At 68.9% G+C, this 25413-nt stretch carries 21 protein-coding genes; 8 read left to right on the forward strand and 13 right to left on the reverse strand.

From position 1 onward, the window contains the following. Positions 1–15: 15 nt before the first annotated feature. The 3 genes from L593_RS08580 to L593_RS08590 form a co-directional block, all read right to left on the reverse strand. Positions 16–1722, reverse strand: coding sequence for a tryptophan--tRNA ligase (locus L593_RS08580; RefSeq protein ID WP_020446563.1), 1707 nt, complete (start codon positions 1720–1722; stop codon positions 16–18). Between the two features lie 77 nt (positions 1723–1799). Continuing rightward, on the reverse strand, positions 1800–2504 hold the full coding sequence (gene rpiA, locus L593_RS08585; protein WP_020446564.1) for a ribose-5-phosphate isomerase RpiA: 705 nt from the start codon (positions 2502–2504) through the stop codon (positions 1800–1802). Between the two features lie 699 nt (positions 2505–3203). Continuing rightward, positions 3204–5477 (reverse strand): NADP-dependent malic enzyme, encoded by a 2274-nt coding sequence (locus tag L593_RS08590; protein ID WP_020446565.1) that lies wholly within the window; start codon positions 5475–5477, stop codon positions 3204–3206. A 246-nt stretch (positions 5478–5723) separates the two neighbouring features. On the opposite strand from L593_RS08590, the gene hisI reads away from it, so the two are divergent. The 3 genes from hisI to L593_RS16485 all read left to right on the forward strand — a co-directional run bounded on the left by hisI (position 5724) and on the right by L593_RS16485 (position 7906). Then, positions 5724–6119 carry a phosphoribosyl-AMP cyclohydrolase gene (gene hisI, locus L593_RS08595; protein ID WP_020446566.1) on the forward strand — a complete coding sequence of 132 codons (396 nt, stop codon included), beginning with the start codon at positions 5724–5726 and terminating at the stop codon, positions 6117–6119. Positions 6120–6209: 90 nt separating this feature from the next. Beyond that, positions 6210–7394 (forward strand): hypothetical protein, encoded by a 1185-nt coding sequence (locus L593_RS08600; protein ID WP_020446567.1) that lies wholly within the window; start codon positions 6210–6212, stop codon positions 7392–7394. 95 nt (positions 7395–7489) lie between these two features. Then, positions 7490–7906 carry a hypothetical protein gene (locus L593_RS16485; protein ID WP_020446568.1) on the forward strand — a complete coding sequence of 139 codons (417 nt, stop codon included), beginning with the start codon at positions 7490–7492 and terminating at the stop codon, positions 7904–7906. Positions 7907–8031: 125 nt separating this feature from the next. Here L593_RS16485 and L593_RS08610 read toward each other — a convergent pair whose 3' ends face one another. Both L593_RS08610 and L593_RS08615 read right to left on the reverse strand, forming a co-directional pair. After that, complete coding sequence (locus L593_RS08610) at positions 8032–9210, reverse strand: aspartate kinase (RefSeq protein WP_020446569.1); 1179 nt, start codon at positions 9208–9210, stop codon at positions 8032–8034. A gap of 129 nt (positions 9211–9339) precedes the next feature. Further along, the gene (locus L593_RS08615; RefSeq protein ID WP_020446570.1) at positions 9340–10632 is read right to left on the reverse strand and encodes an ATPase domain-containing protein; all 1293 of its coding nucleotides are present in this window, start codon (positions 10630–10632) and stop codon (positions 9340–9342) included. Between the two features lie 142 nt (positions 10633–10774). Here L593_RS08615 and L593_RS08620 point away from each other — a divergent pair, with 142 nt between their 5' ends. Further along, complete coding sequence (locus tag L593_RS08620) at positions 10775–11200, forward strand: hypothetical protein (RefSeq protein ID WP_020446571.1); 426 nt, start codon at positions 10775–10777, stop codon at positions 11198–11200. An 84-nt stretch (positions 11201–11284) separates the two neighbouring features. Here L593_RS08620 and L593_RS08625 read toward each other — a convergent pair whose 3' ends face one another. The 5 genes from L593_RS08625 to L593_RS08645 form a co-directional block, all read right to left on the reverse strand. Continuing rightward, entirely contained in the window at positions 11285–11944 is a 660-nt protein-coding gene (locus L593_RS08625) for a Dna2/Cas4 domain-containing protein (protein ID WP_020446572.1), read from the reverse strand. A gap of 233 nt (positions 11945–12177) precedes the next feature. After that, positions 12178–12783 (reverse strand): hypothetical protein, encoded by a 606-nt coding sequence (locus L593_RS08630; RefSeq protein WP_020446573.1) that lies wholly within the window; start codon positions 12781–12783, stop codon positions 12178–12180. 195 nt (positions 12784–12978) lie between these two features. After that, positions 12979–15321, reverse strand: a complete 2343-nt coding sequence (locus tag L593_RS08635; RefSeq protein ID WP_020446574.1) for a (Fe-S)-binding protein — start codon at positions 15319–15321, stop codon at positions 12979–12981. Between the two features lie 180 nt (positions 15322–15501). Continuing rightward, on the reverse strand, positions 15502–16197 hold the full coding sequence (locus tag L593_RS08640; protein WP_020446575.1) for a molybdenum cofactor biosynthesis protein B: 696 nt from the start codon (positions 16195–16197) through the stop codon (positions 15502–15504). 77 nt (positions 16198–16274) lie between these two features. Next, on the reverse strand, positions 16275–17507 hold the full coding sequence (locus L593_RS08645) for an A24 family peptidase (protein WP_020446576.1): 1233 nt from the start codon (positions 17505–17507) through the stop codon (positions 16275–16277). Between the two features lie 143 nt (positions 17508–17650). Here L593_RS08645 and L593_RS08650 point away from each other — a divergent pair, with 143 nt between their 5' ends. Beyond that, entirely contained in the window at positions 17651–19120 is a 1470-nt protein-coding gene (locus tag L593_RS08650; protein ID WP_020446577.1) for a cytochrome ubiquinol oxidase subunit I, read from the forward strand. 35 nt (positions 19121–19155) lie between these two features. Further along, complete coding sequence (locus L593_RS08655) at positions 19156–20205, forward strand: cytochrome d ubiquinol oxidase subunit II (protein ID WP_081638766.1); 1050 nt, start codon at positions 19156–19158, stop codon at positions 20203–20205. An 85-nt stretch (positions 20206–20290) separates the two neighbouring features. On the opposite strand, the gene L593_RS08660 is transcribed toward L593_RS08655, so the two are convergent. Next, on the reverse strand, positions 20291–20725 hold the full coding sequence (locus L593_RS08660) for an Hsp20/alpha crystallin family protein (protein ID WP_020446579.1): 435 nt from the start codon (positions 20723–20725) through the stop codon (positions 20291–20293). 355 nt (positions 20726–21080) lie between these two features. Here L593_RS08660 and L593_RS08665 point away from each other — a divergent pair, with 355 nt between their 5' ends. Further along, positions 21081–22550 (forward strand): glycerate kinase, encoded by a 1470-nt coding sequence (locus tag L593_RS08665; protein ID WP_020446580.1) that lies wholly within the window; start codon positions 21081–21083, stop codon positions 22548–22550. A gap of 52 nt (positions 22551–22602) precedes the next feature. Here the strand turns inward: L593_RS08665 and L593_RS08670 are convergent, their stop codons facing one another. Beyond that, on the reverse strand, positions 22603–23649 hold the full coding sequence (locus L593_RS08670) for a CapA family protein (RefSeq protein WP_020446581.1): 1047 nt from the start codon (positions 23647–23649) through the stop codon (positions 22603–22605). 192 nt (positions 23650–23841) lie between these two features. Next, positions 23842–24231 carry a ferredoxin Fer gene (gene fer, locus L593_RS08675; protein WP_020446582.1) on the reverse strand — a complete coding sequence of 130 codons (390 nt, stop codon included), beginning with the start codon at positions 24229–24231 and terminating at the stop codon, positions 23842–23844. Between the two features lie 304 nt (positions 24232–24535). On the opposite strand from fer, the gene L593_RS08680 reads away from it, so the two are divergent. Continuing rightward, positions 24536–25390, forward strand: coding sequence for a hypothetical protein (locus L593_RS08680; RefSeq protein WP_020446583.1), 855 nt, complete (start codon positions 24536–24538; stop codon positions 25388–25390). Positions 25391–25413: the final 23 nt, after the last annotated feature.

The following is a 25413-nucleotide window of genomic DNA, read 5'->3' on the forward strand; positions in this document are numbered from 1 at the left end:
TCGCTCGGGCGCCGTTCAGGCCCGCTTCCGCGGACTGTCCAGTTCGATCTCCAGTTCGTCGAGTTTGTCCGCCCACTCGGCGCGCTTCTCCTGGTGGTCCTCGAGGAACGCCTCCATCAGCTCCGCGGCCTGCTCCTTGCAGCCGCCACAGAGGCGTTCCCCGCCGACGCACTCCTCGTAGACCTCGGTGGCGAGTTCGTCGTCGTCCCCGGCCAGCAGGTAGGCGTAGAGTTCGTAGACGGGGCACTCGTCGGCGCGACCGCCGAGTTCGCGCTGTTCTTCGGCGGTCTCGCGGCCGCCCGTCGTCGCGGATTTGACCTTGTCGTAGCCCTCCTCCGGGTCGTCGAGCAGGCTGATGTGGGAGGCTGGGACCGAGGAGGACATCTTGCCCCCAGTCAGTCCGGTCATGAACCGGTGGTAGATCGAGGAGGGAAGCTGGAAGCCGTAGCCGCCGTTGTCGAGTTCGACGTCGCGGGAGAGTTTCTCGGCCTCCTCACGCGAGAGGTCGAAGGCGTCGACGTGCTCGTCGTAGACGCGCTTCTCGCCCTCGACGCCCTCGATCAGCGCGTCGAATGCCTCCTCGGTCGCGTTGCGATCGAGGATCCGGACGCGGGGCCGGAGCGGCTCCTTCCCGGCGTTCCGGAGTTTGCCGGCGATCGATTCGAGGACCTCGTGTTCGCCGGAGTCCCCGTCACCGTCTCCGCCCTGGAACGCCAGTGCCGCTACGTCGAGGTCGCCGGCCTCGTCGGCGGCTTCGAGCCACTCCGCGGCCTCGACGCACCGCGGCCGGTCCGGCTCGTCGGCGAAGGAATCGCGGGCTTCCCAGGCCCGGTCGAGCAGTTCGCGCTCGGCGGGCGTCGCCTCGAAGCTCGCGTACGCCTCGGTGACGCCGAAGTACCGGACGCGCGCTGCGAGGTCCCGCGCGAGTCGCATGTGTGGGTCCTGATCGGGACCGACCGGGATCACGGTCGGCTTCGGGCCGTCGACGAGCTGTGGGTAGAGGATGTCCGCCATCTGGGTGACGACGGACTGCATGTGGCTGACGTCGGTGCCGCCGTGGAAGTCGTAGATCGCCTGGAGTTCGGAGTAGTTCGCCTCGACGCCGAGTTCGAAGGCGAGGTCCTGGACTGCGCGATTTTCGCTCTGGCGATAGAGGGTGCCCTCCTCGGGGTCGAACCCGAGCGCCAGCAGCGAGAGGACGTAGTCCGTCGCGTGCTCGTCGATCTCGTCCCAGGGGATCTCGCGGGCGCTGTGAGCCTCGAGGTCGGCGATCAGGCCGTAGGCGTCGCCGCCCTGCTCCTGGTGCCAGATGATCTCGTCGAAGACGAGTTTGTGGCCGATGTGGGGCTCGCCGGTGGGCATGAAGCCCGAGAGCGCGGCGAAGGGCTCGTCGTTGCGCATGGCGTCGGCGACGGCGCGGTAGTCGCGGTGGCCGAAGATGACGCCGCGGCGCATGAGGTAGTGGGGATTCGGCACCTCGTCGAGGATCTCGTCGAACTCCTCGATGCCGAACTGCTCGAACAGTTTGCGGTAGTCCGAGACCGTCGCGGAGCCCCACGGATCGAGGGTGGTCTCGTCGGCGCCTTCCGCGGTTCCACCATCCGTGAGAACCCGAGGCGACTCGTCGCCTTCGGCGTCAGCGGTCCCCCGCCACCACGCCGGAGCGGCGGCGTCGCTCCGGTCGTCGCGCTGTGCATCCGAGTCGGGGGACTCGCGGTGCATACCCGAGCGTGGCGGTGGATCGGCTAAAAGGGGTTCGCTTCCTCGCGAGCGGTTCCCACGGCGCTCGCGGCCGGAGCTCAGTATTCGAGCGCTTCGACGCCGTCCTCCCGACCGACGAGCACGCGGTCCGCGAGGTCGACGAAGATCCCGTGATCCAGCACGCCCGGGATCCCGGAGCACGCGGTCGCGAGCGACGGCGGGTCGTCGATCTCGCCGAAATCCGTGTCGAGGACGAGGTTCCCGTTGTCGGTGACGACCGGGCCGCTCTTCTCCGTGGCGTCACGGAGCGTCGGCTCGCCGCCGATGTCGCGCAACTCCTCGGCGACCGTCGTTCGCGCGGCGGGGAGGACCTCCACCGGCACCGCGGCGTCGAGCGTCGGTACGAGCTTCGAGGGATCGACGACGATCAGGAGTTCCTCGGCCGCGGCGTCGACGATTTTCTCGCGGGCGTGGCAGCCGCCACCGCCCTTGATCAGCGGCGGCGCCCCGATCGCGGATGCGGAATCCGCGTCCGTCGCGACCTGGTCCGCGCCGTCGATCGCCACTTCGACCGCCTCAACCTGATCGAGATCGACGACCGGGATGCCGACGTTGAGTGCGATCTCCCGTGACTGGTGGGATGTCGGGACGCCCTGGATATCCAGGCCAGAATCGACCCGCTCGCCCAGCGCGCGAATCGCCGCGGCCGCCGTCGAGCCCGAGCCGAGTCCGACGACGTCGCCGTCGTCGACGGCCTCGACGGCCCGCTCGCCCGCCCGACGCTTCAGCGTGGCTGCGTCCATGTCGCGGGGATGAACGTGGGACTACAAAGGCGTTGGTTCCTAGGGAAAGGATCTGTGGACTGTAGTGGTGGACCAATATGCGGGACAACGTCCTTCGAAATCCCCCGAGCGCTCGGAGACCCGGGGCTCGCTGCGCGCTTCACTCGCTCCCGCTGGTCGCTCGCTCCAGTGCTTGCTTCGCCCGGGGACCGCCGAGCCCCGGCCCCTTTCGATGCCCACCCACTGCATCCTCAATCCTCCCCAACCTCCTGTGCTGCTCGGGTTCACTTCGCTCACCACTGCGCTGCTCGTCCACCGGAAGACTCGCTACGCTCGCCTTCCGAGCCTTCGTTCGCTTCGCTCACGAAGACCTCGCACGCCACGCGGCTGCTGACGCCTACGTCGGAGCAAGCTCCGACGAGGTTCGCCTCGCTTCGCTCGGCTCACAGCCGCGAAACGCGCGCCACCGCACCTCCACCGGGATTTTGCACCCTCGATTTACACTCCGGGTGGGGCTGAGCGAGAGCGAAGCTCTCGCGAGGCACGGAAGAGCTCCGCTCTTCCGGTACTCCGGAAGGGGCCGACCGCTCCGGGAAGCACGACGACGTAAGGACCGCAGCCGACCGAAGGGAGGCGAGGACCGCAGCGAGTCGCGCGACCGGAGCGGGAGGGGGCTTCCGAAGGCGGTTAATTAGGCGACGTCTGAATCGCCGCCCGAACTCACTCTTCCTGCGCGTCCACCACCGCGACGCCGGCCAGATTCACGATGTCCTTGACCTCGTCGCCGCGCTGGAGCACGTGCACGGGCTGGTCCATGCCGACGAGCATCGGGCCCACGGCTTCCGCCCCACCGAGCCGTTGCAGGAGCTTGTACCCGATGTTGCCGGCCTCGAGATTGGGGAACACGAGCACGTTCGCGGGGTCGTCGAGCTCCGAGAACTCGTAGGTGCCCTCGAGCAGCTCCTCGACGACAGCGGTGTCCGCCTGCATCTCGCCGTCGACGGGGAAGTCGATCTCCGGGTCCTCGCGCAGCCGGCGGGCGGCCTCGCGGGGCTTGACGGTGCCGGGGGTGTTCACGGAACCGAAGTTCGAGTACGAGAGCAGCGCAGCCCTTGGCTCGACGTTGAACCGTCGAGCGAGCTCCGCCGTGTGGCGGGTGATCTCCTCGAGCACGTCCTCGTCGGGGTCCTGGTTGACGGTGGCGTCGGCGACGAACACGACCTTGTTCCGGAAGGTCAGCAGGTAGACCCCGGCGGCGTAGTTGGCCTCGGGTGCGGTACCGAGCACCTGGAGCGGCGGCCGGAGCGCGGAGGGGTAGTGGTGCGTGAGGCCGGTGAGCATCGCGTCGGCGTCGCCGGCGTCGACCATCACCGAGGCGTAGTAGTTCGACTCCTCGATGAGCTCCTCGGCCTCGCTGCGGGTGATACCCTTGCGTCGGCGGGCCTCGTAGAGCCGCTCGGCGTACTCCTCGCGCTTCTCGGCGCCGATCCCGCCGTTGCTCTCGGGGTCGACGACCTCCGGGTCGTAGCGCAGGCCGAGCTCCCGGCAGGTCTCGTCGATGCGGGACTCGTCGCCGATGAGCACGGGCTCGGCGATCCCCTGCTCCTCGAGCTGTGCGGCGGCGCGGATGATCTTCTCGTCGCCGCCCTCCGCGAGCGCGACGCGCTTGGGATCGGATTTCGCCTTGTTGAGCACGACGCGCATCATCTCGCGGGAACCGCCGAGGCGGGCCTCGAGGCGCTCCTCGTACTCCTCGGAGTCGATCTCCTCGACGCGTGCCGCGCCGGATTCGATCGCGGCCTCAGCAACGGCGGGCGCGACCTCGAAGAGGACGCGGGGATCCAGCGGCTTCGGGATGATGTAGTCGGGGCCGAACTGGAGCGGCTGGTCGCCGTAGGCCTTCCGCACGGCGTCGGGAACGTCGGTGCGAGCGAGTTCGGCCAGGGCCTCCGCCGCCGCGACCTTCATCGGCTCGTTGATGTCCCTCGCCCGGACGTCGAGCGCGCCGCGGAAGATGAAGGGGAAGCCCAGCACGTTGTTGACCTGGTTCGGGTAGTCGGATCGCCCGGTCGCGACCACGACCGTGTCGTCGCGAGCGGCCTTGGCCTCGTCGTACCCGATCTCCGGGTCGGGGTTCGCCATCGCGAACACCATCGGATCCCGGGCCATCGACCGGACCATCTCCTCGTCGACGATCCCGCTGACGGAGAGACCGACGAACGCGTCGGCGTCGACCATTGCGTCCGCGAGGTCGCCGCCCTCGCGCTCCGTCGCGAACTCCGCCTTGTACTCGTTGACGTCGCCGGCCGCGGCCCGCTCGGCCGTGATGATCCCCGAGGAGTCACACATCGTGATCCGGTCGGGGTCGACCCCGAGCGAGACGAAGAAGCGGGCCGTGGCGATCGCGCTCGCGCCAGCGCCGGAGAAGACGACGTCGAGTTCGCCCAGGTCCTTCTCGACGACCCGCGCCGCGTTCACGAGCGCCGCGCCGGAGATGATCGCCGTCCCGTGCTGGTCGTCGTGGAACACCGGGATGTCCATCCGCTCGCGGAGGGTCTCCTCGATCTCGAAGCAGTCGGGCGCCGCGATGTCCTCGAGGTTGATCCCGCCGAAGGTCGGCTCCATGGCCGCGATCGCCTCGATCATCGCTTCGGGATCGTCGAGGTCGAGTTCGAGGTCGAACACGTCGATGTCGGCGAAGCGCTTGAAGAGGACGCCCTTCCCCTCCATCACCGGCTTCGACGCCGCCGCGCCGATGTCGCCGAGGCCCAGGACCGCGGAGCCGTTCGAGACGACGCCGACCATGTTGCCTTTCGCGGTGTACGTGTAGGCGTCGTCGACGTTCTCGTCGATCTCCCGGCAGGGACCCGCGACGCCGGGCGAGTACGCGAGGCTGAGGTCGCGCTGCGTGTTGGTGGGCTTCGTCGTCGCGATCTCGATCTTGCCCGGGGGATCGGATCGGTGGTACTCCAGAGAGTCGTCTTCGAGGGACATGGAGATGGTGACGGGGGCAGGTGTGAAAAATCCATGCGGGAACTCGGATTCGAATTTCTAGCGTGGCGGATTCTGTTGCTGCCGCTGTCGCGGCGACCGCCGAAGACGAAGAGCGCGCGATGCGCTCCCGGAATCCGGAGGCGATCCCGAACCCGCTGCATCCGCTCCGAGGGAGGACGGCAGCCCCAGTTCCACGCCCTGCAATCGAGGAAAAGACCTATTCCCGGCACTGCCCTGCTGGCGAGCATGCACGACGACGCCCTCCGGACCGACGGCGGGGAGCCGCCGGAACTCGATTTCGGCGAGTCCGGGCGCATCCCTGCGATCGCCCAGGACGCAGCCTCCGGCGAGGTCCTGATGCTCGCCTACGTCACGCGGGAGGCCGTTGAGACGACCCGCGAGACGGGCCGGGCGCACTACTACAGCCGGAGCCGAGAGGAGCTCTGGGAGAAGGGCGCGACGAGCGGCCACACCCAGGAAGTCCGGGAGATCCGCGTGGACTGCGACGGCGACGCGATCCTCTACCTCGTCGACCAGGAGGGCGGCGCCTGCCACACCGGCTACGAGTCCTGCTTCTACCGGACCGTCGACGGCGAGATCGTCGGCGAGCGGGTGTTCGACCCCGACGACGTCTACGAGTGACGCCATGACGAGTTCCGATCCGACTCCCGAATCCACGCCGATCCGATCGGTGTGCCGACGCCGATCCGATCCACGAGCCGAGGACGATCTATGAGCGAACGAGACCACCCCGGCGACGCCGGCACGACGGGCACGGTCGAGCGCCCGACCGTCAGCGACGACGCCCTCGCGGAACTCGAAGCGGCCGCCGAGGACTACCGCGCCGCCAAGGCCGCGATCGAGGACGTCGGTCGCGACACGCTCGAGACGCTCGACGACCGCTACCGCACGGCGAACGACCTCCTCGTCGAGTTCCAGGACAAGGCGACCGACACGGGCGCCAAAGAGTTCGTCCAGTTCGCGACGTTCAAGCAACGCTTTACCGACCACGTCGAGGGGCTGGACGACGACCTGCCGCGCCGAGAGGCGTTCGAGCACGCCCTCGAAGCGGTAGACAAGACCCGCCTCAGCGAGGACGACTTCCAGCGCGCGCTCGACGCACTCGAACCGGCCGCCGCGCTCGCCGAGCGCCTCGACGACGAGACGGCCGCACGCGATCGGCTCGTCGCCGCGATCACCGACGCCCGCAAGGCGAAGCAGTCTCACCAGGATTCCATCGATCGCTGCGAGCGCCTCCTGGAACTGGGCGAGGCCGACCTCGACGCGCCGGTCGAGGACCTCCGCGATCCGATCGAGACGTGGAACGACGCCGTGAGCGAGGCCATCCGGATACAGCGGACCGACGCGCCGGCCCGCGAGCTGTTCGACCTCCTCGAACGCACCGGGCGCTACCCGCTCGTCGACCTCGACGCGCCGCCGGAGCCACTGGCGGAGTACGTGCAGACCAACCCACCGGGCGAGGAGCCCGTCGCTCGCCTGCTGGAGTACGCCGACTTCTCCCGGTCGAAGCTCGATCACTACGTCGAGGATCCCGGCGCCTTCCGCCGCGCGGTGGCAACCGAGCGCACCTACCTCGAACGCCTCGACGCCGACGGCCTCACGGTCGGCTGGCCACCACCGCCAGCGGACGAGGTGCCCTGGCTGGTCCGGGAGCTCCAGGGTGCGGCTGCGGGCCTGGTCGACGAGGAGGCGAACGCTGCGCTGCGATCCGTCGCCGAAATGGCGCGCGAGGGCGACGAGTACGAGCGACTCCGGACCGCCGCCGTCGCCCGCCACCAGCTGGACGAGGAGGCTCGCGAGCGACTCCGCTCCGGTGCCGTCGAAGCCGAACTCACCGAGCACGAGGCGGCAGTCGAGGCGCTCCAGACTGCACTGGCGGACGCGCCGGACCCCTGACGCGGGCAGAGACGCCGCGCCGATCCACGGACCCGGCGGTCACTCCCCGCCGCCCGACCACAACGCATTACCGACGCGACCACTTCCCGCCGACAATGGCAACCCAGCCCTGCGACGGCTGCGGTCGGCCGGTCTCCGTCGCCGGGGGCATCGCGAACCTCTGGAGCTTCGAGCGGTCCACGACCGACGGGCTCCAGCTCGAACTCGCCGACGGCACTGATCACTTCCTCTGTTTCGAGTGCGTCGACGACCTCCCCGACGACGCCGCCGAGGCAGACGTCGACGCCCTGCCGGACCGGCCGCCCGACGAGCCCATCGGCCGGCCGGAGTGGGCCGAGGATGCCGACGGTGGGCTGCAGTTTGCGTTCGTCGGAACCGGCCTCGGAGCCCTCGCAGGCGCCGGAATCGGCATCCTGACCGGGTCGCTCGAGTACTGGTTCGTCACCGGCGCCGCGATCGGCCTGCTCCTCGCGTTGCTGGTCGAACGGTTTCTCTCCAGAACCGACGGCTGAGCGACGCTGTCCACTCGAAACGAAGGGGTCGGAGCATTCTCGACAGCTGACGAACTGGTGACCAGCGAGCCAGTCGGTTCGGGCGACAATCGGTTCGGGCGAGACCTTGCTACGAGCGCCCCGATTCAGAACTGCTGCTGGACGATCTCGAGGGTCTCCTCGCGGTCGTCCCAGTCGACGAAGATCGCGACGGAGGTCGCGGAGGTGATCAGGTCGCGGATGTTGATGTGGGCATCGCCGAGCGGGTTGACGATGTCCGTGAGCACGCCGGGCCGGTTCGGGAGCTGTCCGCCGGTGACCCGGATCACGGCGACGTCGTCGGAGACGGTGACGCTCGAGAGTGGCTCCTGGGAGACGACCTCGTCGTGGAGCACCGCCTCGGCGGCCTCGGCCTGGGACTGGTCGACGTAGTAGGTGATCGAGTCCATCCCGGAGGCGACCGCGTCGACGTTGATGTCGTTCTCGCCGAGTGCGGTCGAGAGCCGCTGGAGGATGCCGGGGCTGTTCCGGATCGCGCGGCCCGCGACGGTCATGCAGGCCAGCGCTTCTTCGCGCATGTCGACGAGGTTGCGGAACTCGCCCTCGATGCGGGTACCCCCTCGGAGGAGGTCGCCGTGCTGGTAGTGGGTGACGCGGACGTCCATGCGGTCGTCCTTGTAGGCGAGCGCGGAGGGCGCGACGACCTCGGCGCCGCGGAAGGAGAGGTTCCGAAGTTCGTCGACGGTGATCTCGCCGACGTTCCGGGCGCCTTCGACGACCGTCGGATCGCCGGTCATGACGCCTTCGACGTCGGTGACGATGACGACCTCGTCGGCGTTCATGTACTTGCCGAGCATGACGGCGGTGGTGTCGGAACCACCGCGGCCGAGCGTGGTCACGTCGCCGTCGACGGTCTCGGCGAGGAACCCGGTGATGACGGGCACGACGCCGTCCATGACCGCCGCGAGCGCCTGGGCGGCCTCCTCCGTCTTCTCGACGTCGAGTTCGCCGTGGGCGTCCGTGATGACGGGCCAGAGCTCCGAGCCCGGTTCGAGGAACATCGCGTCGACGCCGCGAGACGCCAGCGCGGCCTTGAGCATCCGCACCGAGGTCCGCTCGCCCATGCTGACGATCTGGGCGCGGTCGGCCTCGTCGGTCTCGAAGGTGATCTCGTCGAGGAGTTCGTCGGTCGTGCTGCCCATCGCCGATGCGACGACGGCGACCTCGTGGCCCTCCTCGATGGCGCTCGCGACGGTGTCCGCTGCTCGCTCGATTCGCTCGCCGGTACCGAGGCTGGTGCCGCCGAACTTCGCGACTACGCGCATACTACCACCGCTTCGGTCTGTCCCGAATCCGTGTGTCCCGTGCTCATGCCCCCGTGTATCCCGGGGCCCCGGATAACTGTGTCCATCCCGCGTCTCGCCGAGGGCGGCGGCGATCGGGCCCCGGCGCGCTCAGTCCGGGGACTGGTCGTCTCGATCCTCTCCCGAGACCGTCGACTGCTCGGAGGCCGGGCCGCCCGCCTCGGCGTTCGCCCGGTCGTCGGTCCCGTCCGGCACGTCTTCCCCGCTTTCACCGTCGTCGTCCCCACCTTCCCCGTCGGCACCGCTCCCATCGTCGCCGTTCCCTCCGCCGTCCGCGGCGTCCGACTCCTCGGTCTCGTCGTTCGCGTCGCCCTCGTCCGTTCCGGTTTCCTCGCTCTCCGCATCGCTCGCTTCGGCGTCCGCCCCGGCCCGTTCGATCTGCGCCTCGGGATCGAAGGGGACCAGTCCTCGCCCCGCCGTGAACTCGTAGGCGATCCAGCGCTGGTAGGAGAGCACCCCGTCGAGCTTCCGGACCCGCATGCGCTTGACGAGGCCGTCCGCAACGATCTCGCCGTCGAGCTTGCAATCGATCAGCCCGTCCGCGACGTAGGCCAGATCGTGGGGGAATGCGCCGGCGTCGCCGCCGTACGTCGCGCCGGCGAAGACCGGGACGAAGCGGGCCTTGCAGACGTCGGCCCGGAGGTCCTTCACGAAGTCGTACGCCTGGACTGGCTGGACGAGCGAGCCGAACTCCGTCAGCGAGTCGATCACGACGATTCCGGTCTCGACCATCGGCTCGCGGCCGGGATCGGCCGCCGAGGCACCTCGCTGGAGCTTCGCCGCAGCGCCCCCGTCGCCGTCGAGGACGGTCTCGAGTTTGTTCGCGATCTCGTCGGCGTCGGTCGGATCCCGGACCCGCTCGGTCGCGGGTGCGACGGCAGTCGCGAGGTGCGTGTTCCAGGGACTCACCGCGCCGTGGGGCTCGCCGTGGTCGGCCATCCGGTAGCTGAAGCAATCGACGAACCGGAGCTGTCCGGATTCGAGGTAGGGGAGGACGTTCCAGTCGAGCGTGACGAACCGCTCGACGACCGACGACGGGGGCTCCTGGAACGTGACGAGTACCGCCGGTTCGTCGCGCTGGAGCGCTCGCCAGACGAGTTCGGCCTGCAGCGCCCCGACGCGGGTGCCGGCCTGGGCGGAACAGAGCAGAAAGGCGTTCCGCGGGCAGCCCTGGGGCAACACGGCATCGATGGCCTCGACGCCAGGAGAGAACCGCCGGTGGCCGTGATAGCGCGTGAACACCCGGTCCGCGCTGGCCATCGCGTCCCGGCAGTGCGTCGAGCAGAAGACGTACCTCTCGCCGCCGATCTCCGCCTCGATCGTGCCCGCCGGCCGGGGAAGCCGGCAGAAGTCACAGTACGACGGCGCGGACTCGTCGCTCATGTCGAGTACACGTCGTGGGCACGGACCAAAAACCGTGGGGCGCGGTAGCGCCGCGCGATCGTTCGGCGGCCGATCGACCGAGACCGGGTCGTGTGTCACTCCGGCACAGACTTTTATTCGAGGCCCTCCCTAGGGGCCAGCAATGCAGGTCCGCGACGCCGTCGAGGACGACGCGGCGGCGATGGCGGCGATCGCCGACGCACCACAGGACGTGATGCGGAATCTCGTCCACGACCGGACGGTGCGTGTCGCCGAACCCGACATCGTCGACGACGACCCCAACGAAGACGCCGGCGCCCGCGATCCCCAGCTCCTCGGCTTCGTGAGCTTCGACGCGAGGCAGGACGCCGTCCACGTCACCCAGCTCGACGGGACGGACGAGGCCTGCGAGCTTCTCCTCTCCGAGCCCGTCCGCTTCGCCGAGCGGGAGTCGATGGCCGTCGAGTTGCTCGTGTCGGAGGCACAGGACGGCGTGGCGGACGCGGCTCGGAACCAGGGCTTCGCCGACGTCGGACCCGGCCCGCGCTTCGAGGGCGTGCCAACGACGCGATATCGGCTGGAGCCGTAATCCCGTCGCGCTCGCTTCTTCGCACCCCTCCTGCTCACTCCACGGCCGGGTATCGACGGCTTTCAGTCCAGGTGCCGACGGCATTCAGTCGCCGAGCAGCGACCCGAGCGAGCGCGAACGGACGCCGCAGCTCTCGGCGTACTCGCAGGGCTCGCACTTGGCGTCGTTCTCGATCCTGCTCGGCGGACCGTCGAGTTCCGCGGCCGCCCGCAACGCCGACCTGTACTGCGATTTCCGCCGGGTCGTCAGCTCCACCGATCGGATCACGCCGTGGGTGGGGTACTCGACGATCGCCGATTCGACCGGCCGCTGGCGCTCCCACGCCAGGGCCTTCGCCGCGGCGACGGCCTGCACGGAGTGGGGTTCCCACACACCGGTCGGGGGCGGGTCGCCCGGCGAGACGATCGCGGGCCGCGGCGGATCGCCCACGAGCTTGTGCGCGATGCCGCGAGCCTCCTTCCCCGTCAGGAGGACGTTACGCGCGATCGGATCGACGACGTCCGGCCAGCAGTCGAGTCGCTCGCGGGTCCGCTGGAGCGTCCTGCGGTACGTCGGCGGTGGTTTCTCGATCGGTAGCTCCCGCAACGTCGCGTCGTCAGCCGCCAGCAACTCGGGATAGCAGGTCGCGAGGTCCCGACGCTCGGTGACGACTTCCGGCGGCGAGCGATCCGGCTCCCGTCGGCGGTAGTACAGTTTTCGGGGGCAGTATGCGGCGACGCGGAGGTCGCTGAACGCGACGGACATGGACCGCGTTCGCCGCGGAATCGGGCATAAAGCTGTGGCCGGTGCTGCTCCAGTGCGGTTGCGACAGTGGTGCGGGAGCGGTGACGATCCCAGCAGCACTGCACTGCGAGCGGCCGAGCGACCGGCGGGAGCGAGGTCGACTCGCGGCCTTTTTTTGGTCCAGATTTTTGGAGGAGGGTTCCCGCAGGTCGATCTTTGATCGACCGAGGAAACCCTCCTCGAAAAAAGGTGGGTTAGAACGACACGTCCGTCTCCATCCCTTCTGTCGCGTCGTCGAGACCGTCCTGCCTGGCCTCCTGCGTGAGGGGGCCGGCCAGATCGGCGTCGCCGAGGATGGAGTCGAACTCGTCGCGATAGCGGTCGTTCGCACGGCGCGATTCGTCCTGGGCCTCGACCACGCGGCGATAGCGCCGGACGGTCGACTCGCTGACGTCGAACTCGTCGGCGAGATCACTCGTGGCGACGTCCTCGCCGCCGCTGGTAACGCGCTTGCGGAACGCCTCGACGTCGAAGGGCGCGTCGAGGTCGCGCTCGCGCACGAGGTGGAGGTCGAGACGAGCGCGGAAGACGGTACGTCGTTCGACGTCGAGTTCGCGGGCGAGGTCGGCGTCGCTCGCGCCGTCGTAGAAGCTCACGGCGAGCTCGCAGAGCTGACCGTCGGTCAGCTCGGTCTCGAAGTCGTACCGGTCGCGCATCTCGGCGACGAGGTCGGCGAGGCGCTCTCGTGCCGCCTCGTCGTCGGTGAGGGACCCCTTGGTGGCGGCCTGGGACTCGGTGACGGTGTCGGAGTCCGTGACGTCCATGAAGATGTCGCGGAGCTCCTCCGTTTTCTCGTCCATGGGCTACCCAGTCGTCTACGCCCCGCGACGTATATGTCTTCTGCCATTGCCGGAACGCCTGCTGGTGGTTTCTGCCCACGAGTGGGGATATCTGCCCGAACGCAGTACTGTCTGCCATTTCCGTCGGCGGGTCGCTGCCCCTCGAACCACGGCCGAGAGACCGGAAGGCTGATCCTACCCGTCGACCCGGCGGATTCAGTCGCCGTTCGCGTCCTCGCGCGCGTCCTCCAGCCCCAGCGCCTCGACGAGCAGTTCCGCGACGTCGACGACGTCCAGGTCGTCCTCGAAGCCGCCGGTCTTGCGGCCGTCCTCGAACATCGTGGTACAGAGCGGGCACGCGACGACGAACTTCTCGACGGCGTCGCCAGCGGCCGTGTCCTGGTTCGCCTCCCGTAGCCGTTCCTCGCTGGGCTTGGTCTCCTCGTCGTGCTCGGTCCACACGCCGCCGCCCCCGCCGCCACAGCAGAAGGAATCGGAGCGATTGCGCGGCATCTCGTGCAGGTCGCAACCCGCGGCGGTCAGCAGGTCCCGCGGCGGTTCGTAGACGCCGTTGTATCGCCCGAGGTGGCACGGGTCGTGGAAGGTGACGGTGTAGTCGAGTTCGTCGCCGGCGAGGCCGAGGTCGCCGCGCGCCTGGAGGTCGGCGAGCACCTGCGTCCAGTGTTTCACGTCGATTTCGCCGTCGGCGTTCCACTGCTCGTCGAACTCGAAGGGCATCACGGGGTCGTCCGCGAACTCGCCGAAGTCGACCTCCGGGTACTCGTTCTTGATCGTGTTGAACGAGTGCGGGTCGGTGCAGACGATGGTCTCGAACTCGCAGTCCTCGAAGGTCTCGACGTGGTGGCCCGCGAGTTCGAGGAAGAGGAACTCCTCGCCGATCCGCCGGACGTCGTTGCCGTCCATCTTCTCGTCGTCGTAGACGATCCCCCAGTCGACGCCGGCTTCGTCGAAGAGTTTCGCGAGCGAGCGAGCGACCTGCTTGTTCCGATCGTCGTAGCTCGGGAAGTCGCCGACGTACCAGAGGAACTCGACGGACTCCTCGCGGGCGTCGGTCGGCTCGAGGTCGAGTGGATCCGCCCAGTCCGCGCGCTTGGACTGGGACTCGCCGAAGCTGTTGCCCTTCTGCATCACGTCCTGGAAGACGTCCTGGACGTTGGGATCGACCGCGCCCTCGTCGACGAGCTGCCGGTTCATCCGCGTGAAGGAGGTGAGGTGCTCGATCTCGACCGGGCAGGCGTCCATGCAGGCCATGCAGGCCATACAGGACTCCATGGCGTCCCTGTCGATGACGGCGTCGTCCTCGTCGGGCTCGACCGGCTCTCGGTTGGTCCCGGCCGTGGTCGGGGAGGCGTGCTCGGGAATCCCGGGTTCGGGGTCGCCGGTCGCTCCACCGGCGTCAGCGGTGGCGGCTCCACCGTCCGTCATCGTTCCCCCGTCCGCCATCGTCCCGCCATCAGCCCGGAGCCCGTCGAACTCCCCGACGATCGGGCGCTCCGGGCCGCCATCCTCCAGCGACTCGCGGTAGTTCTTGAGGTCGAGGATCACGTTCCGGGGATCGAGCGGCCTGCCGGAGGCGTTCGCGGGACAGACCGAGGAACAGCGACCGCAGTTCGTGCAGGCGTCCTGATCGAGCTGTTCCTTCCAGGTGAAGTGGTCGACGTCCGTGGCGTTCTCGTGGTCGAGGTCCGCCGGAATGCCGGGGAGGCGGGCACCCGCCTCGTCGTCCTGCGCGACGACGTTCGCGAACGAGGAGAGCATGTGGAACGCCTTGAAGTAGGGAATCAGCGCGATGAACGCCAGCGCGTGGAAGGCGTGGATCCACCAGACGGCGGGGTAGATCGTGGCGGCGTCCTCGGCGGTGAGGCCGGCGCCCTCGAAGGCCAGCGCGAGCCCGTAGCCGACGAAGCTCACGACCTCGAAGTCGGGAACGCCACGGCCGAGGATCCCCAGCGCTTCGAGGAGGAAGCCGCCGACGCCGAGGACGAACAGCGTCCAGACGAAGGCGTCGTCGGCGACGGAGACGCGGGGGCCCCAGAGCCGCTCGGAGCGGATCCAGTAGCGGCGATACATCGCCATTGCGACGCCGACGACGAACAGGAGGCCCATCGCGTCCATCACGACCTCGTAAGCGCGGTAGAAGTCGCCGGTCCAGAAGGAGGTGTCCATGAGGGGCTGGATCACGTCCATGTCGATCGCGAGAATCGAAGTGCCGACGAAGAGGGTGAGAAAGCCCCAGAGGAGGAAGGTGTGCATCACGCCGGCGTAGGGATCCCGATCGAACAGGGGTGCGTTCGAGCCGATGTCGGTCACGGCGCGACGGATTCGCCCGGGGAGATTCGCGAGGCGGTCCCGCGGATCCTCCCGCCCTCGAGTCCAGCGGCTGACGCGGAGGTAGACGCCGCGCACGAAGATCCCGATCGCGATCGCCGCGAGCAGGTAGAAGAGGATCTCCCCGACGTGGCTGATCTCGAAGAAGGTCGGCCGCGTCACGTCGTCGCCGGACTGCAAGACCGCCGTTCCCGCCGCCCAGAATGTCATGGTTTGACACCTGCGGCGGCACGGCTTAAAAGTTCGCCCTGACGGCCACCCACCCCGCCACCATCGTGCGATAATTTACAACTGGTTTTGAGTTCCCTCAGCTTTGGGCGTCGAGTTCCCCCGGTTCTGGGTGTCGAGTTTCCCTGGTTGGGTCTTCTCCCGGATCGACCGCGGCGCGCCTCACTCCTCCTCGATGTCGTGGGGTCTGGACAGCCCGGCGAGGTGACCGACCTCCGGTTCGACGACCTCGGCCGTGCCGGTTCGCGCCGCCGACTCGCTCCCGGGCAGGCAGAACACGGGAACGCCGTCGGCGATCCCCGCGAGCGCCCGGGTGCCGACGACGCGCGTGCCGATCTCCTCGCGGGATTTCGCCCGGAACAGCTCCCCGAACCCCGGCAGTTCCTTCTCGAAGAGCGGCCGGACGGCCTCGGGCGTGACGTCCGCCGGCGCGACGCCGGTCCCACCGGTCGTGACCACGGCGTCGACGTCCTTGCGATTCACGAGAGCGCTCACCGCCGACTGGACGCCGTCGTAGTCGTCGTTCACGAGTTCGCGAGTCGCGATTTCGTGCCCCTCGCCTTCCAGCACTTCGACGATCGCGTCGCCCGAGGCGTCGTCGTCGATCGAGCGGGAGGTCGAGACCGTGAGGACAGCGGCCGAGACGGTCTCGAGGTCGTCGGCGTGGTGATCGTGGTCGGCGTGTTCGCTGCCGTGGTCATGTTCATCCTCGGCTGGGTCGTCGTCCCCCGTTTCGCTCGATCCGTCGGACGAGGGGTCCTCCCCGGTCGTCTCATCTGGATCGTCGGCGTCGTCCCGGTCCTCGCTCTCGTCGCCGCCGAGCGAGCGCCGGGTGTCCCGGGATTGAAAGTCGACCATACCCGTGGTTGTGCGGCCGGTGGGGTAAACCCACGGCTGCTGGCGTGACGCCGTCCACGTCGTGATCGTCCCTCCGATCAGGCGAGTCCGAGGGCAGAGAGCACCCCGAAGAGTACGTCGCCGTAGACCAGCGCGAGCACGAGTCCGAGGAACACGGGGACGATAAACGGGATGCCCGGTGAGATCCAGACCGCGTCGCGCTCGGCGGCGACGTCGAGGCCGCCCCGTAATTTTGCTGGATCGGTGCCGTACGCGCCGCCGTCGAGATCGTCGAGAAACGCCTGGGCTCCCCAGGGATCGTCGTAGTCGTCGGGGGCGGAATCCGCAGCGTCCGTCGCCGTTCCATCCGCAGCCGCCGCACCACCGTCGGTCACGAGTGCTTCCTCCGCTGCCACCGCGCCGTCGCTCGGTGGATTGGGATCCTCGGGCAGCGTCGCCGGATCGCGGAGTTCGTCGGCGTTCGCGCGGAGGTCCGCGAGGTCGATCCCCCGCCAGCGGAGGTACATCCGGAGTGCGTCGAGGTCGAGGCCGTCGCGGCTGAACCCGTCGGGCGTCTCGAGCAGTCGGCCGTGGGCGCCGGGGAGCGCCCGCCAGTCGACCTTCTTGCCCACGACCATCCAGCGCGAGGTGTTCCCCTTCGCGAGATTCAGGAGTGCGAGCGCGGCTGGGTACGCCATCCCGACGACGACCGCGTTGGTGAGGATCGTGAAGGCGAACGCGCCGGCGGTCGTGTCCACCAGTGGGTAGGCGGTGCCGTCGACGAAGAACTCCGGAAAGACCGGGAAGAGGATCGAGAGCGTCGCCAACGCCTTGACGTCCGCGCCGCCGAAGCCGCCGAGCAGCCAGAACGCGTAGACCAGCGGGACGACGACGCCGACGCTCAGCCCCGCGCCGATCAGGAACAACCGCCAGGTGTTGCCACCGACCTGGCTGTAGTGGTGGGCGTCGAGCGCGAGCAGGACGAACCCGAGCACCGCCAGCGGCGGCCAGAGCCGATTCGGCACCCGCCGGATCTGGACGTCGGTCCACGCCGCCCAGGCGAACGCCGGCAACGCGAGCAGGCGGAGGAGGTCCGTGGGCCGGGCGAGTACCGGTCCGACCTCGACCAGGGACTCGTGGAACACGGACGGAACGGCGACGGGGAGGCGTTTCAACGTTCCGGCTACGGTGGGAACGCCACCGACGCTCCCGGACGGATGGCGATGCGTGCGAACCGCCTGCTCTCCGATCGCGCTCAGGTGCTCGTCGGACGCCTGCGCGTCACCGAACGTGTTCCCGAACGCGTTCTTAGCGCCCGAGAATCCCGGCATCGGTTAATGCGTTCCAGCCGAAGCTACGGCTACGATGCAACGCCAACTGGTCCCACGCCGTCCGGCACCGCCCGGCAGCCCTCCCCCGGTCAGAACGTCACCGAGTGTGGCTCGCACGACCGCCGCTGGCCACGACCACGGCGATGCCTGAGCCAGGCGCACTCCTCGTCGCAGCCGACGCCGCAGGAACGACGCTTCCCGTCTTCCTCGACCCCGAGCTAGCGAGCCGAATGCAGTTCGGGTGGACGATCAGCGTCCACATCCTCTTCGCGGCGCTCTCGATCGGCCTCGCTCCCTTCATCGTCTACTTCACGTATCGCGAGGTGTACGGCGACGCCGAGCGCTACACGCACCTCCGGGAGTTCTGGCTCAAGATCTTCGCCGTGGGTTTCGTGATGGGGACGGTCACGGGCATCCCGATGAGTTTCCAGTTCGGGACGAACTGGCCCAGATTCGCGGAGGTCTCCGGCGAACTCATCGGCGGTCCGCTCGCCTTCGAGGCGAAGATGGCGTTCTTCCTCGAGGCGGTCTTCCTCGGCGTCCTGCTGTTCGGCAAGGGGCGCGTCTCCGACCGGCAGTACGTCCTCTCCTCGGTCCTCGTCGGCGTCGGCGCGTGGCTCTCCGGCTTCTGGATCCTCGTCGTCAACGCGTGGATGCAGACGCCGCGGGGGTACGAACTGGTCCAGCGCAACGGGATGGAGGTCGCACAGCTGACCGACCCGGCGGCGGCGTTCCTCAACCCCCGGTTCCCCTGGATGTACGTCCACATGATGAACGCGAGCGTGATCGCCGTCGCGCTGGTCGTGGCGGGCGTCTCGGCCTTCTTCCTCTGGCGAGAGCGCGAGTCGGACGCGTGGCTGTCCGCGCTCCGGGTCGCCGTGGTCATCCTGCTGATCACGGCGCCGTTCCAGGCCGTCCACGGCGACGCCTACGGGCGCCACGTCGAGGAGACCCAGCCCCAGAAGTTCGCGGCGATGGAGGCCCACTACGAGACCGGCAGTGCCGACCTCCACCTCTTCGCGATTCCGAAGGAGCCGTCTGCGATCACGGACCCGAGAGCCGACAACCTCTGGACGATCAGTCTGCCGGGGCTGGGATCGTATCTCGCCGCCGGGGACTTCGACGAGCCGGTGCAAGGACTGAACGAGTACGAGGAGAACCCGCCGGTGGCGATCGTGTTCTGGTCGTTCCGGTTCATGGTCGGCCTCGGGTTCCTCTTCATCGGGCTCGCGCTCTGGGGCGGGATCCTCGCCTGGCGCCGGAGCCTGACCGACAGCGACCGGTACCTCCAGGCCACGATGCTCGCGTCGCCGCTCGGATTCGCCGCCCTTGTCACCGGCTGGTACGTCACGGAGATCGGTCGGCAGCCCTGGGTCGTGCAGGGCGTCCTCCGCACGGAGAACGCCGTCTCGACCGGGCTCACGTCCGGACAGGCGACGGCCACGCTGGTGGGGTTCGTCGTGCTGTACGTCCTCCTGATCGGCGCCTTCCTCTACGTCGTCAAGCTGATCGTCGAGACCGAACTCTCCCGCGTCGAGGGGCGGGAGACCGATCCGTCGGTCTGGCGCAGGGTTCCGATCCTCGGTCGCGTAGCGGGAGGTGAGGCGGAGTGAGTGGAGCCGTCGGCACCGAGGCGGCCAGCGGCGCACTGCGTGGCGTCGCCGAGGCTTCAGCGCTCGACGGTAGCGCAGCCGCCAGCCCCACACCGCTTCTCGTCCCCGACGAGTACCTCTTCGACGGCCTGCCAGAGTTCTGGTTCGCGCTCGTCCTCGGCACGCTCGCAGCCTACGTCGCCCTCGACGGATTCGACTTCGGCGTCGGCATGTGGTACGCGACCCGCGACGACGAGCACGACCGGGAGCAGTTCCTCGCCGCCTTCGGCCCCGTCTGGGACGCCAACGAGGTCTGGCTGGTCGCGTTCGGGACGACGCTCCTCGGCGCGTTCCCGGCCGCCTACGCCGCCCTCCTCAGCGAGCACTACCTACTGGCACTCGGCGCGGTGGCCGCCCTGCTCTTCCGGGGCGTCGCCCCCGAACTCAGGGAGCAACGCGAGGACCAGCGGTGGCGGCGGGCCTGCGATCGGCTGTTCGTCGCGGGCAGCACGCTCTCGCCCCTCCTGCTCGGCACGCTCGTCGGTAGCTGGGTGTTCGGCACGGGGACGCTCTCCCTGCCGGCGATCCTCACCGGCGTCGGGCTGATCGCACTCTCCCTGACCACCGGCGCGGCCTACCTCGCGGTGAAGACAGCGGCTCCACTCCGGGACGAACTGACGCGGTACGGCCAGTTCGCGACCGCGGGCTACCTCGCGGGCGTCGTGGTCCTGCTCGCTGTGCTGTTCGCGCTCGACCCCCGGGGGATCACGACCGACTTGCTCTCGGCGCCCGTGCTCGCCATCGTCCTCGGGAGCGTCGGGCTCGGGGTCGGCGGCGTCGCGCTCGCTCGCAGAGAGCGCCACCGCGAGTGGTTCGCGAGCACGCTCGGCCTCGCCGTCCTGCTCGGCCTGCTCGTCGCCGTCTTGCTGTACCCGGAGGTGTATCCAGCGACGGGACTCACGGTCACGGACGCCGCGGTGTCCCCGATCGCGCTCAACCTCATGACGATCCTCGGGCTGCCGGTGCTGGTGCTCGTCGGGGGCTACTTCGTCTACCTCTACTCGGTGTTCGGCGGGACGGTGGAGTCGGAGGGCTACGGCGGGTAGGAGCGGGGCGTCTTGTTGCTTCGCGTCGTGTCTTCGTTCCGACCGAACGTGTGTGATCGGAGCGACGGTCGGGGCTGCGTCGTCGCTACTCGATCTCGATGTGGTGGGCCTCCTCGACTTCCGCTCGGGGGAGCGTGATCGTCAGGACGCCGTTCTCCATCGTCGCGGTGACCTCGTCCTTCTCGACCTCGGCCGGCAGTTCGATCGAGCGATGGGCGGACTGCTCCTGTCGCTCCCGGCGGACGTAGCGTTCGCCTTCCTCGGCGACCTCGGTCTCGCGCTCGGCGTCGATGCGGAGCGTGGAGTCGGTCACCTGGATGTCGACGTCGTCGCGTTCGAAGCCGGGGAGGTCGACGGCGACGACGTAGGCCTCGTCGCGTTCAACGAGGTCGGTCGCCATCGACTCCGCACCGAGGGCGAGTTCGCCGAAGGGCTCGTCGAACGACCAGGCCTCGGCGGTCTCGTCGTACTGTTCGCTCATTCGCTCGAAGAATCGCTGGAGTTCCGTGAAGGGGTTCATTCGTTGGCTCATCGGGGACACCGACCGAAACTCCGCGCCGGGACGGGAATAGTATACTGTGCGTGTCGCCGCGACTCGACGGAAAGCGGAGCTTACCCGCCGCGCTCAGGGTTGCTTCGGCAGTTCCACCGCTCCGGGGCCTCCGACGCTCTGGCGCATCCGTCGGTCCAGCGACTCCGGTGCATCCCTCGCTCCAGCGACTCCCTCGATCCGGAGCCTTCGTCGGTCCAGCGCCTCCGTCGCTCCGGCACTTCCTTCGATCCGCCAGCCGCTCGCAGCAAGTTAGCCGATCCTCGCCTCCCGCGAGCGGCCTGTCGACCCCAGATTCATTGTCGCGATCGTCCTCCGTGGACGTATGGATGGGTCGTCGCCGATCGCCGTTCGCGATCGCGAGCGGTTCGAAGCGTCGCCAGCGGCTGCCCTCGCCGTCGACTGCCTGCTTGCTGGCATCGAGGCCGCACAGCCGAGCGCCGTGATCGACGAGCGCGTCTCCCTCGACGGCGCGACGCTCGCGATCGACGGGACGACCTACGACCTCGACGCCGCCGACCGGGTGCTCGTCGTCGGTGGCGGCAACGCCGCCGGGCGCGTCGCGAGTGCACTCGAAGGCGTCCTCGGCGAACGGATCGACGACGGGATCGTGGTGACCGACGACCCGGTTCCGCTCGATCGCGTCGCGTCGATCACTGGCGCGCATCCGGTCCCCGACGATGCCGCCATGGACGGCGCGAATCAGGTACTCGACCTCGTCGACGGCGCCACCGAACGGGATCTCGTGCTCGGCGTGATCACGGGCGGTGGCAGCGCGCTCCTCCCGGCGCCCGCCGGCGACGTCTCCCTCGCCGACCTCCAGGACCTGACCGACGCGCTCGTCCGGAGCGGCGCCACCATCGACGAGATCAACGCCGTCCGGAAGCACGTCTCGGCGCTGAAAGGCGGTCGCCTCGCACGGGCCGCTGCCCCCGCGACGGTTGCCACGCTCGTCTTCAGCGACGTCGTCGGCGACGATCCCGCGACCGTCGCCAGCGGCCCCTTCTCGCCGGACCCGACGAGCTATGCCGAGGCCCGCTCCGTGCTCGAACGGCACGGGATCGACGCACCCGGCTCGATACGCCGCCGACTCGACCGCGGCGCTGCTGCGGGAACGACCGGTGCGGCCGCGGAAACGACCGACGCGGCCGTGGGAGCTACCGACGCGACGGCTGGGGATTCTGACGCGACTGCTGGCAATTCCGACGCCGCCGAAGCGCCGACCGAAACCCCTGGTCCCGACGAACCGGCGTTCGACGCCGTCGACGTACACGTGCTCGCCTCGAACGACGCCGCGATCGACGCTGCGGCCGAAGCGGCCCGCGACGCCGGCTTCGACTCGCTCGTGCTCTCGACGCGGATCGAGGGGGAGGCCCGGGAGGTCGGAACCGTCCACGCCGCGATCGCCGATGAGGTCCGGGCGAGCGGCCGGCCGATCGAGCCGCCGGCGGTCCTCCTCTCCGGCGGCGAGACGACGGTGACCCTCGGCGACGCCAGCGGTGCCGGCGGGCCAAACCAGGAGGTCGCGCTCGCGGCGGCGCTCGACCTGGCCGATCCGTCCACGGTGATCGCGAGCGTCGACACCGACGGCATCGACGGCGCAACCGACGCGGCGGGTGCGCTGGTGACCGGAGACACGGTCGGCGAGGAGGTATCCGCGGCCACCGCGAGGGCCGCCCTCGACGCCCACGACGCGTACCCGGTGCTCGACGACGCTGGTGCGTTGCTCCGGACCGGTCCCACTGGGACAAACGTCAACGATCTTCGCGTGATCGTGGTTCTGAACGAGCGGTAGCGGGCGCTCTCCGTAGCTCTCGACAGCCCCGATCCGGTCTGTCCGCCACCGACTACTCGTTCACCGGAACGACCAGCCCCTCGCCGTGTCGGACGAACGACGTTCCGAGCCCGTCCGAGCGATCGCGGATCGTCTCCCGGAGCCACTGCGCCGTCGCCGGACTCGCGACGCGAACCGCTCGATTCTCGATCTCCGTCGGCGTGAGGTGTAGCGCCGTGATCGACCGGTCCTCCACGTCGACGCGGGCTTCGAACAGGAAGCTCCGGTCGTTCCGGAGGGTCTGGTTCACGGCGTAGTCGTCGACGAAGTCACCGCAGTCGTACAGGATCGGGACGCCCTCGTAGATCTCGATCCCCTGGACGACGTGGGCGCTGTGGCCGTGCAGCAGGTCGACCCCCTGCTCGACCAGCCAGTGGGCGAACCGGCGGAACCGCTCGGGTGGCTCGGCCACCATGTTCGGGCCCCAGTGCAAGGAGGCGACGAGCAGGTCCGGATCGGCCGCGTTCGCCCGCTCGATCGCGCTCTCGACCGCGGCTCTGGTCTCGGCGTCGTCGACGTCGATCTCGACGTGAGCGGTCCCGGGCGAGGTCGCCGTCGCGGCGTACTCCGGCGTGTTGTCGGTCAGCGAGACGACGGCGACCGAGAGCGGCTCCGGCGCCTCCGGTTCGGTGCCTTCCTCAGCTACTTCGTCCGCCGTTCCGATCTCGAACGTCGCCGGCGCGAACGCCTCTTGCTCCGTCCGCCCCGCGCCGGCGTGGGGGATCCCGGCCTCGTCGAGGTGGTCGAGGGTGTCGAACAGCGCCGGCTCCTCGAAATCGAGCACGTGGTTGTTCGCGAGCGAGCAGTAGCTCGTCCCGGCGGCCTCGAGGGCGGGAATCGCCCAATCGGGATCCGCCCGGAAGTGGAAGGCGCGGCGGGTTCGTCGCCACTTCGTCCCGCGGGTCGAGAGACAGCACTCGAGGTTGAGCAGGAGGCCGTCGAGATCCCGTAGCTGTGAGAGCACGTCGCCCCAGACGGCGGTCGGCGGGCGGTCCTGCTGGGCCTCGTCCACGAGTCTGCCGAGCATGACGTCGCCGGTCAGCCCCAGCCGGAGGGCCATGGGCGCACTACTACGGCGCGTGGGAAGGTAACGCTTCGCACGAAACAGGTCTGTCGCGAGCAGTCGGTGGCCGTCGACTCCAGGACGATGCGGAAAAGCGCGGGGTGCGTCCGAGCGGTGCTGCCGCTCGAGCGTACTGTCCTCGGAAGGAGGGAGTCCGCAGATTCGGCAGGCGTCCTGCCGAGAGCGGCCTCAGATGACGCGGTTCTGCAGGTAGTCGAGGTGCTTGGCGTTGTAGACGATCTTGACGTCGTCGGCAGCGGGGCTGCCGATGCAGGTCAGGCGGACGTTCTTCTCGTCGACCTCCTCGTCGGAGAGGATCTGCTGCATGTCCATGTCGATGTCGCCCTCGAGGACGATGGCGGCACAGTTCGCACAGGCGCCGGCGCGACACGAGAAGGGCCAGTCGTAGCCCTGGGCCTCGGCGGCCTCGAGGATGTACTCGCCCTCGTTGACGTCGAGCGTGCCGTAATCCTCGTCACTGAGGTCCATATCGGCCGCCTCTGCGAAGACGTCGTCGTCGTACATGTCCCAGCCCTCGTCGTCCACCACGTCGTAGTTGAGGTATTCTACGGTCGGCATCAGCCGGGAATTCAGCGCCCGCACTGTTCAACCTTGCTGTTCCGCCCTGCACGCGCGTCCAGAATTCGTGGCGGCACGCGTGCTGGGGTGGCGATCCGGAACCCCGTGTCTGTAGCGAGCTCCCCGATCGATCTCGATGTGGTACCCGACCCGCTTCGACGCGGACTCGATGGTGGTGCGCCGTCAGCTGCCTTTGGAAACGTGGCTATTCACCGAGATTGATTCACCCCTCGCATCACTACGGCGGATCTGAAGTAACTAGACCAAGGATTTATACCGGTATCACGTTAGCAAGTAGCACACTATGGTTGGAGACCACTCACGGGGTGATCCGACGGCAGACGCCGGCGACGAATCGTCGGGGGGAGAGGGCGAGGACACGTCGGTGCCGTTCGGTGGGGAACAAGTCGCCGAAGGCGAAGAGTTCGAGGAGTTTCGCACCGACGTGAACCGGGCGTTTCCCGAGGACGAACTCTCACTGGAGGAGCTCATGGCCCTCCCTCCCGGCGAGGGTGCCGCGGAGACCGACGATCCAGCGCCCGCAGCGCCCGACCGGACCGACGGCGCAGGGCCCGATTCCGAGCCGGCCGACGTCGACGAATCGCCGCCGGCCGCCGCCGAGTCGCCGCCGGACGACGTCCTCGCCCGGTTCGTCGACGCCGTCGACAGCCGCGACCTCACCGAGACCGAGCGCGACCGGCTCCGCAGCGCGCTGGGCCTCGAGACGACCACGAGCACCGAGGTCCGCGTCCGGCACCTCCAGTCGAACCTTGCCGACCTCGAGGCCTACGTCGACGCGATGGAAGCGTTCATCGACGAGCGCGGCACTGCCAGAACGCTGCTGGACCGGCACGAGGGCCGCGTAGAGGATCTGCGGAGCACGCTCGACCGGCACGACGAGGGGCTGGCCGAACTCCGGACCGGCTTCGTCGACCACGAGCAGCGGATCGAGACGACCGACAGCCGCGTCGGGGCCGTCGAGGAGCGGGTCGACGAGCTAGAGGCCGACCGCGACAGGCTCGACGCGTGCGTGGAGTCGATCGAACTGCTCGTCCAGTACGCCGAGGAGTTCGGTGCTCGACTCGACGACGTCGAGGAGTGGCAGGACCGGGTGGAACGGGCGTTCGCGGAGGTTCCCGGGCCCGAGTCGAGCAGCTGATCCGCGGTCGGACGCAGCGTCGG

The organism is Salinarchaeum sp. Harcht-Bsk1 (assembly GCF_000403645.1).
In the GTDB taxonomy this organism is placed as follows: Archaea; Halobacteriota; Halobacteria; order Halobacteriales; family Salinarchaeaceae; genus Salinarchaeum.

Coding starts and splice junctions, on each gene's coding strand:
- L593_RS16485 (WP_020446568.1), top strand. CDS start 7,490: ATGGCAACCCAGCCCTGCGACGGCTGCGGTCGGCCGGTCTCCGTCGCC.
- L593_RS08635 (WP_020446574.1), bottom strand. CDS start 15,321: ATGACATTCTGGGCGGCGGGAACGGCGGTCTTGCAGTCCGGCGACGAC.
- L593_RS08665 (WP_020446580.1), top strand. CDS start 21,081: ATGGATGGGTCGTCGCCGATCGCCGTTCGCGATCGCGAGCGGTTCGAA.
- L593_RS08645 (WP_020446576.1), bottom strand. CDS start 17,507: ATGCCGGGATTCTCGGGCGCTAAGAACGCGTTCGGGAACACGTTCGGT.
- L593_RS08615 (WP_020446570.1), bottom strand. CDS start 10,632: ATGAGCGACGAGTCCGCGCCGTCGTACTGTGACTTCTGCCGGCTTCCC.
- L593_RS08680 (WP_020446583.1), top strand. CDS start 24,536: ATGGTTGGAGACCACTCACGGGGTGATCCGACGGCAGACGCCGGCGAC.
- L593_RS08590 (WP_020446565.1), bottom strand. CDS start 5,477: ATGTCCCTCGAAGACGACTCTCTGGAGTACCACCGATCCGATCCCCCG.
- hisI (WP_020446566.1), top strand. CDS start 5,724: ATGCACGACGACGCCCTCCGGACCGACGGCGGGGAGCCGCCGGAACTC.
- L593_RS08625 (WP_020446572.1), bottom strand. CDS start 11,944: ATGTCCGTCGCGTTCAGCGACCTCCGCGTCGCCGCATACTGCCCCCGA.
- L593_RS08610 (WP_020446569.1), bottom strand. CDS start 9,210: ATGCGCGTAGTCGCGAAGTTCGGCGGCACCAGCCTCGGTACCGGCGAG.
- L593_RS08580 (WP_020446563.1), bottom strand. CDS start 1,722: ATGCACCGCGAGTCCCCCGACTCGGATGCACAGCGCGACGACCGGAGC.
- L593_RS08660 (WP_020446579.1), bottom strand. CDS start 20,725: ATGAACCCCTTCACGGAACTCCAGCGATTCTTCGAGCGAATGAGCGAA.
- L593_RS08650 (WP_020446577.1), top strand. CDS start 17,651: ATGCCTGAGCCAGGCGCACTCCTCGTCGCAGCCGACGCCGCAGGAACG.
- L593_RS08670 (WP_020446581.1), bottom strand. CDS start 23,649: ATGGCCCTCCGGCTGGGGCTGACCGGCGACGTCATGCTCGGCAGACTC.
- L593_RS08600 (WP_020446567.1), top strand. CDS start 6,210: ATGAGCGAACGAGACCACCCCGGCGACGCCGGCACGACGGGCACGGTC.
- fer (WP_020446582.1), bottom strand. CDS start 24,231: ATGCCGACCGTAGAATACCTCAACTACGACGTGGTGGACGACGAGGGC.
- L593_RS08630 (WP_020446573.1), bottom strand. CDS start 12,783: ATGGACGAGAAAACGGAGGAGCTCCGCGACATCTTCATGGACGTCACG.
- L593_RS08640 (WP_020446575.1), bottom strand. CDS start 16,197: ATGGTCGACTTTCAATCCCGGGACACCCGGCGCTCGCTCGGCGGCGAC.
- L593_RS08620 (WP_020446571.1), top strand. CDS start 10,775: ATGCAGGTCCGCGACGCCGTCGAGGACGACGCGGCGGCGATGGCGGCG.
- rpiA (WP_020446564.1), bottom strand. CDS start 2,504: ATGGACGCAGCCACGCTGAAGCGTCGGGCGGGCGAGCGGGCCGTCGAG.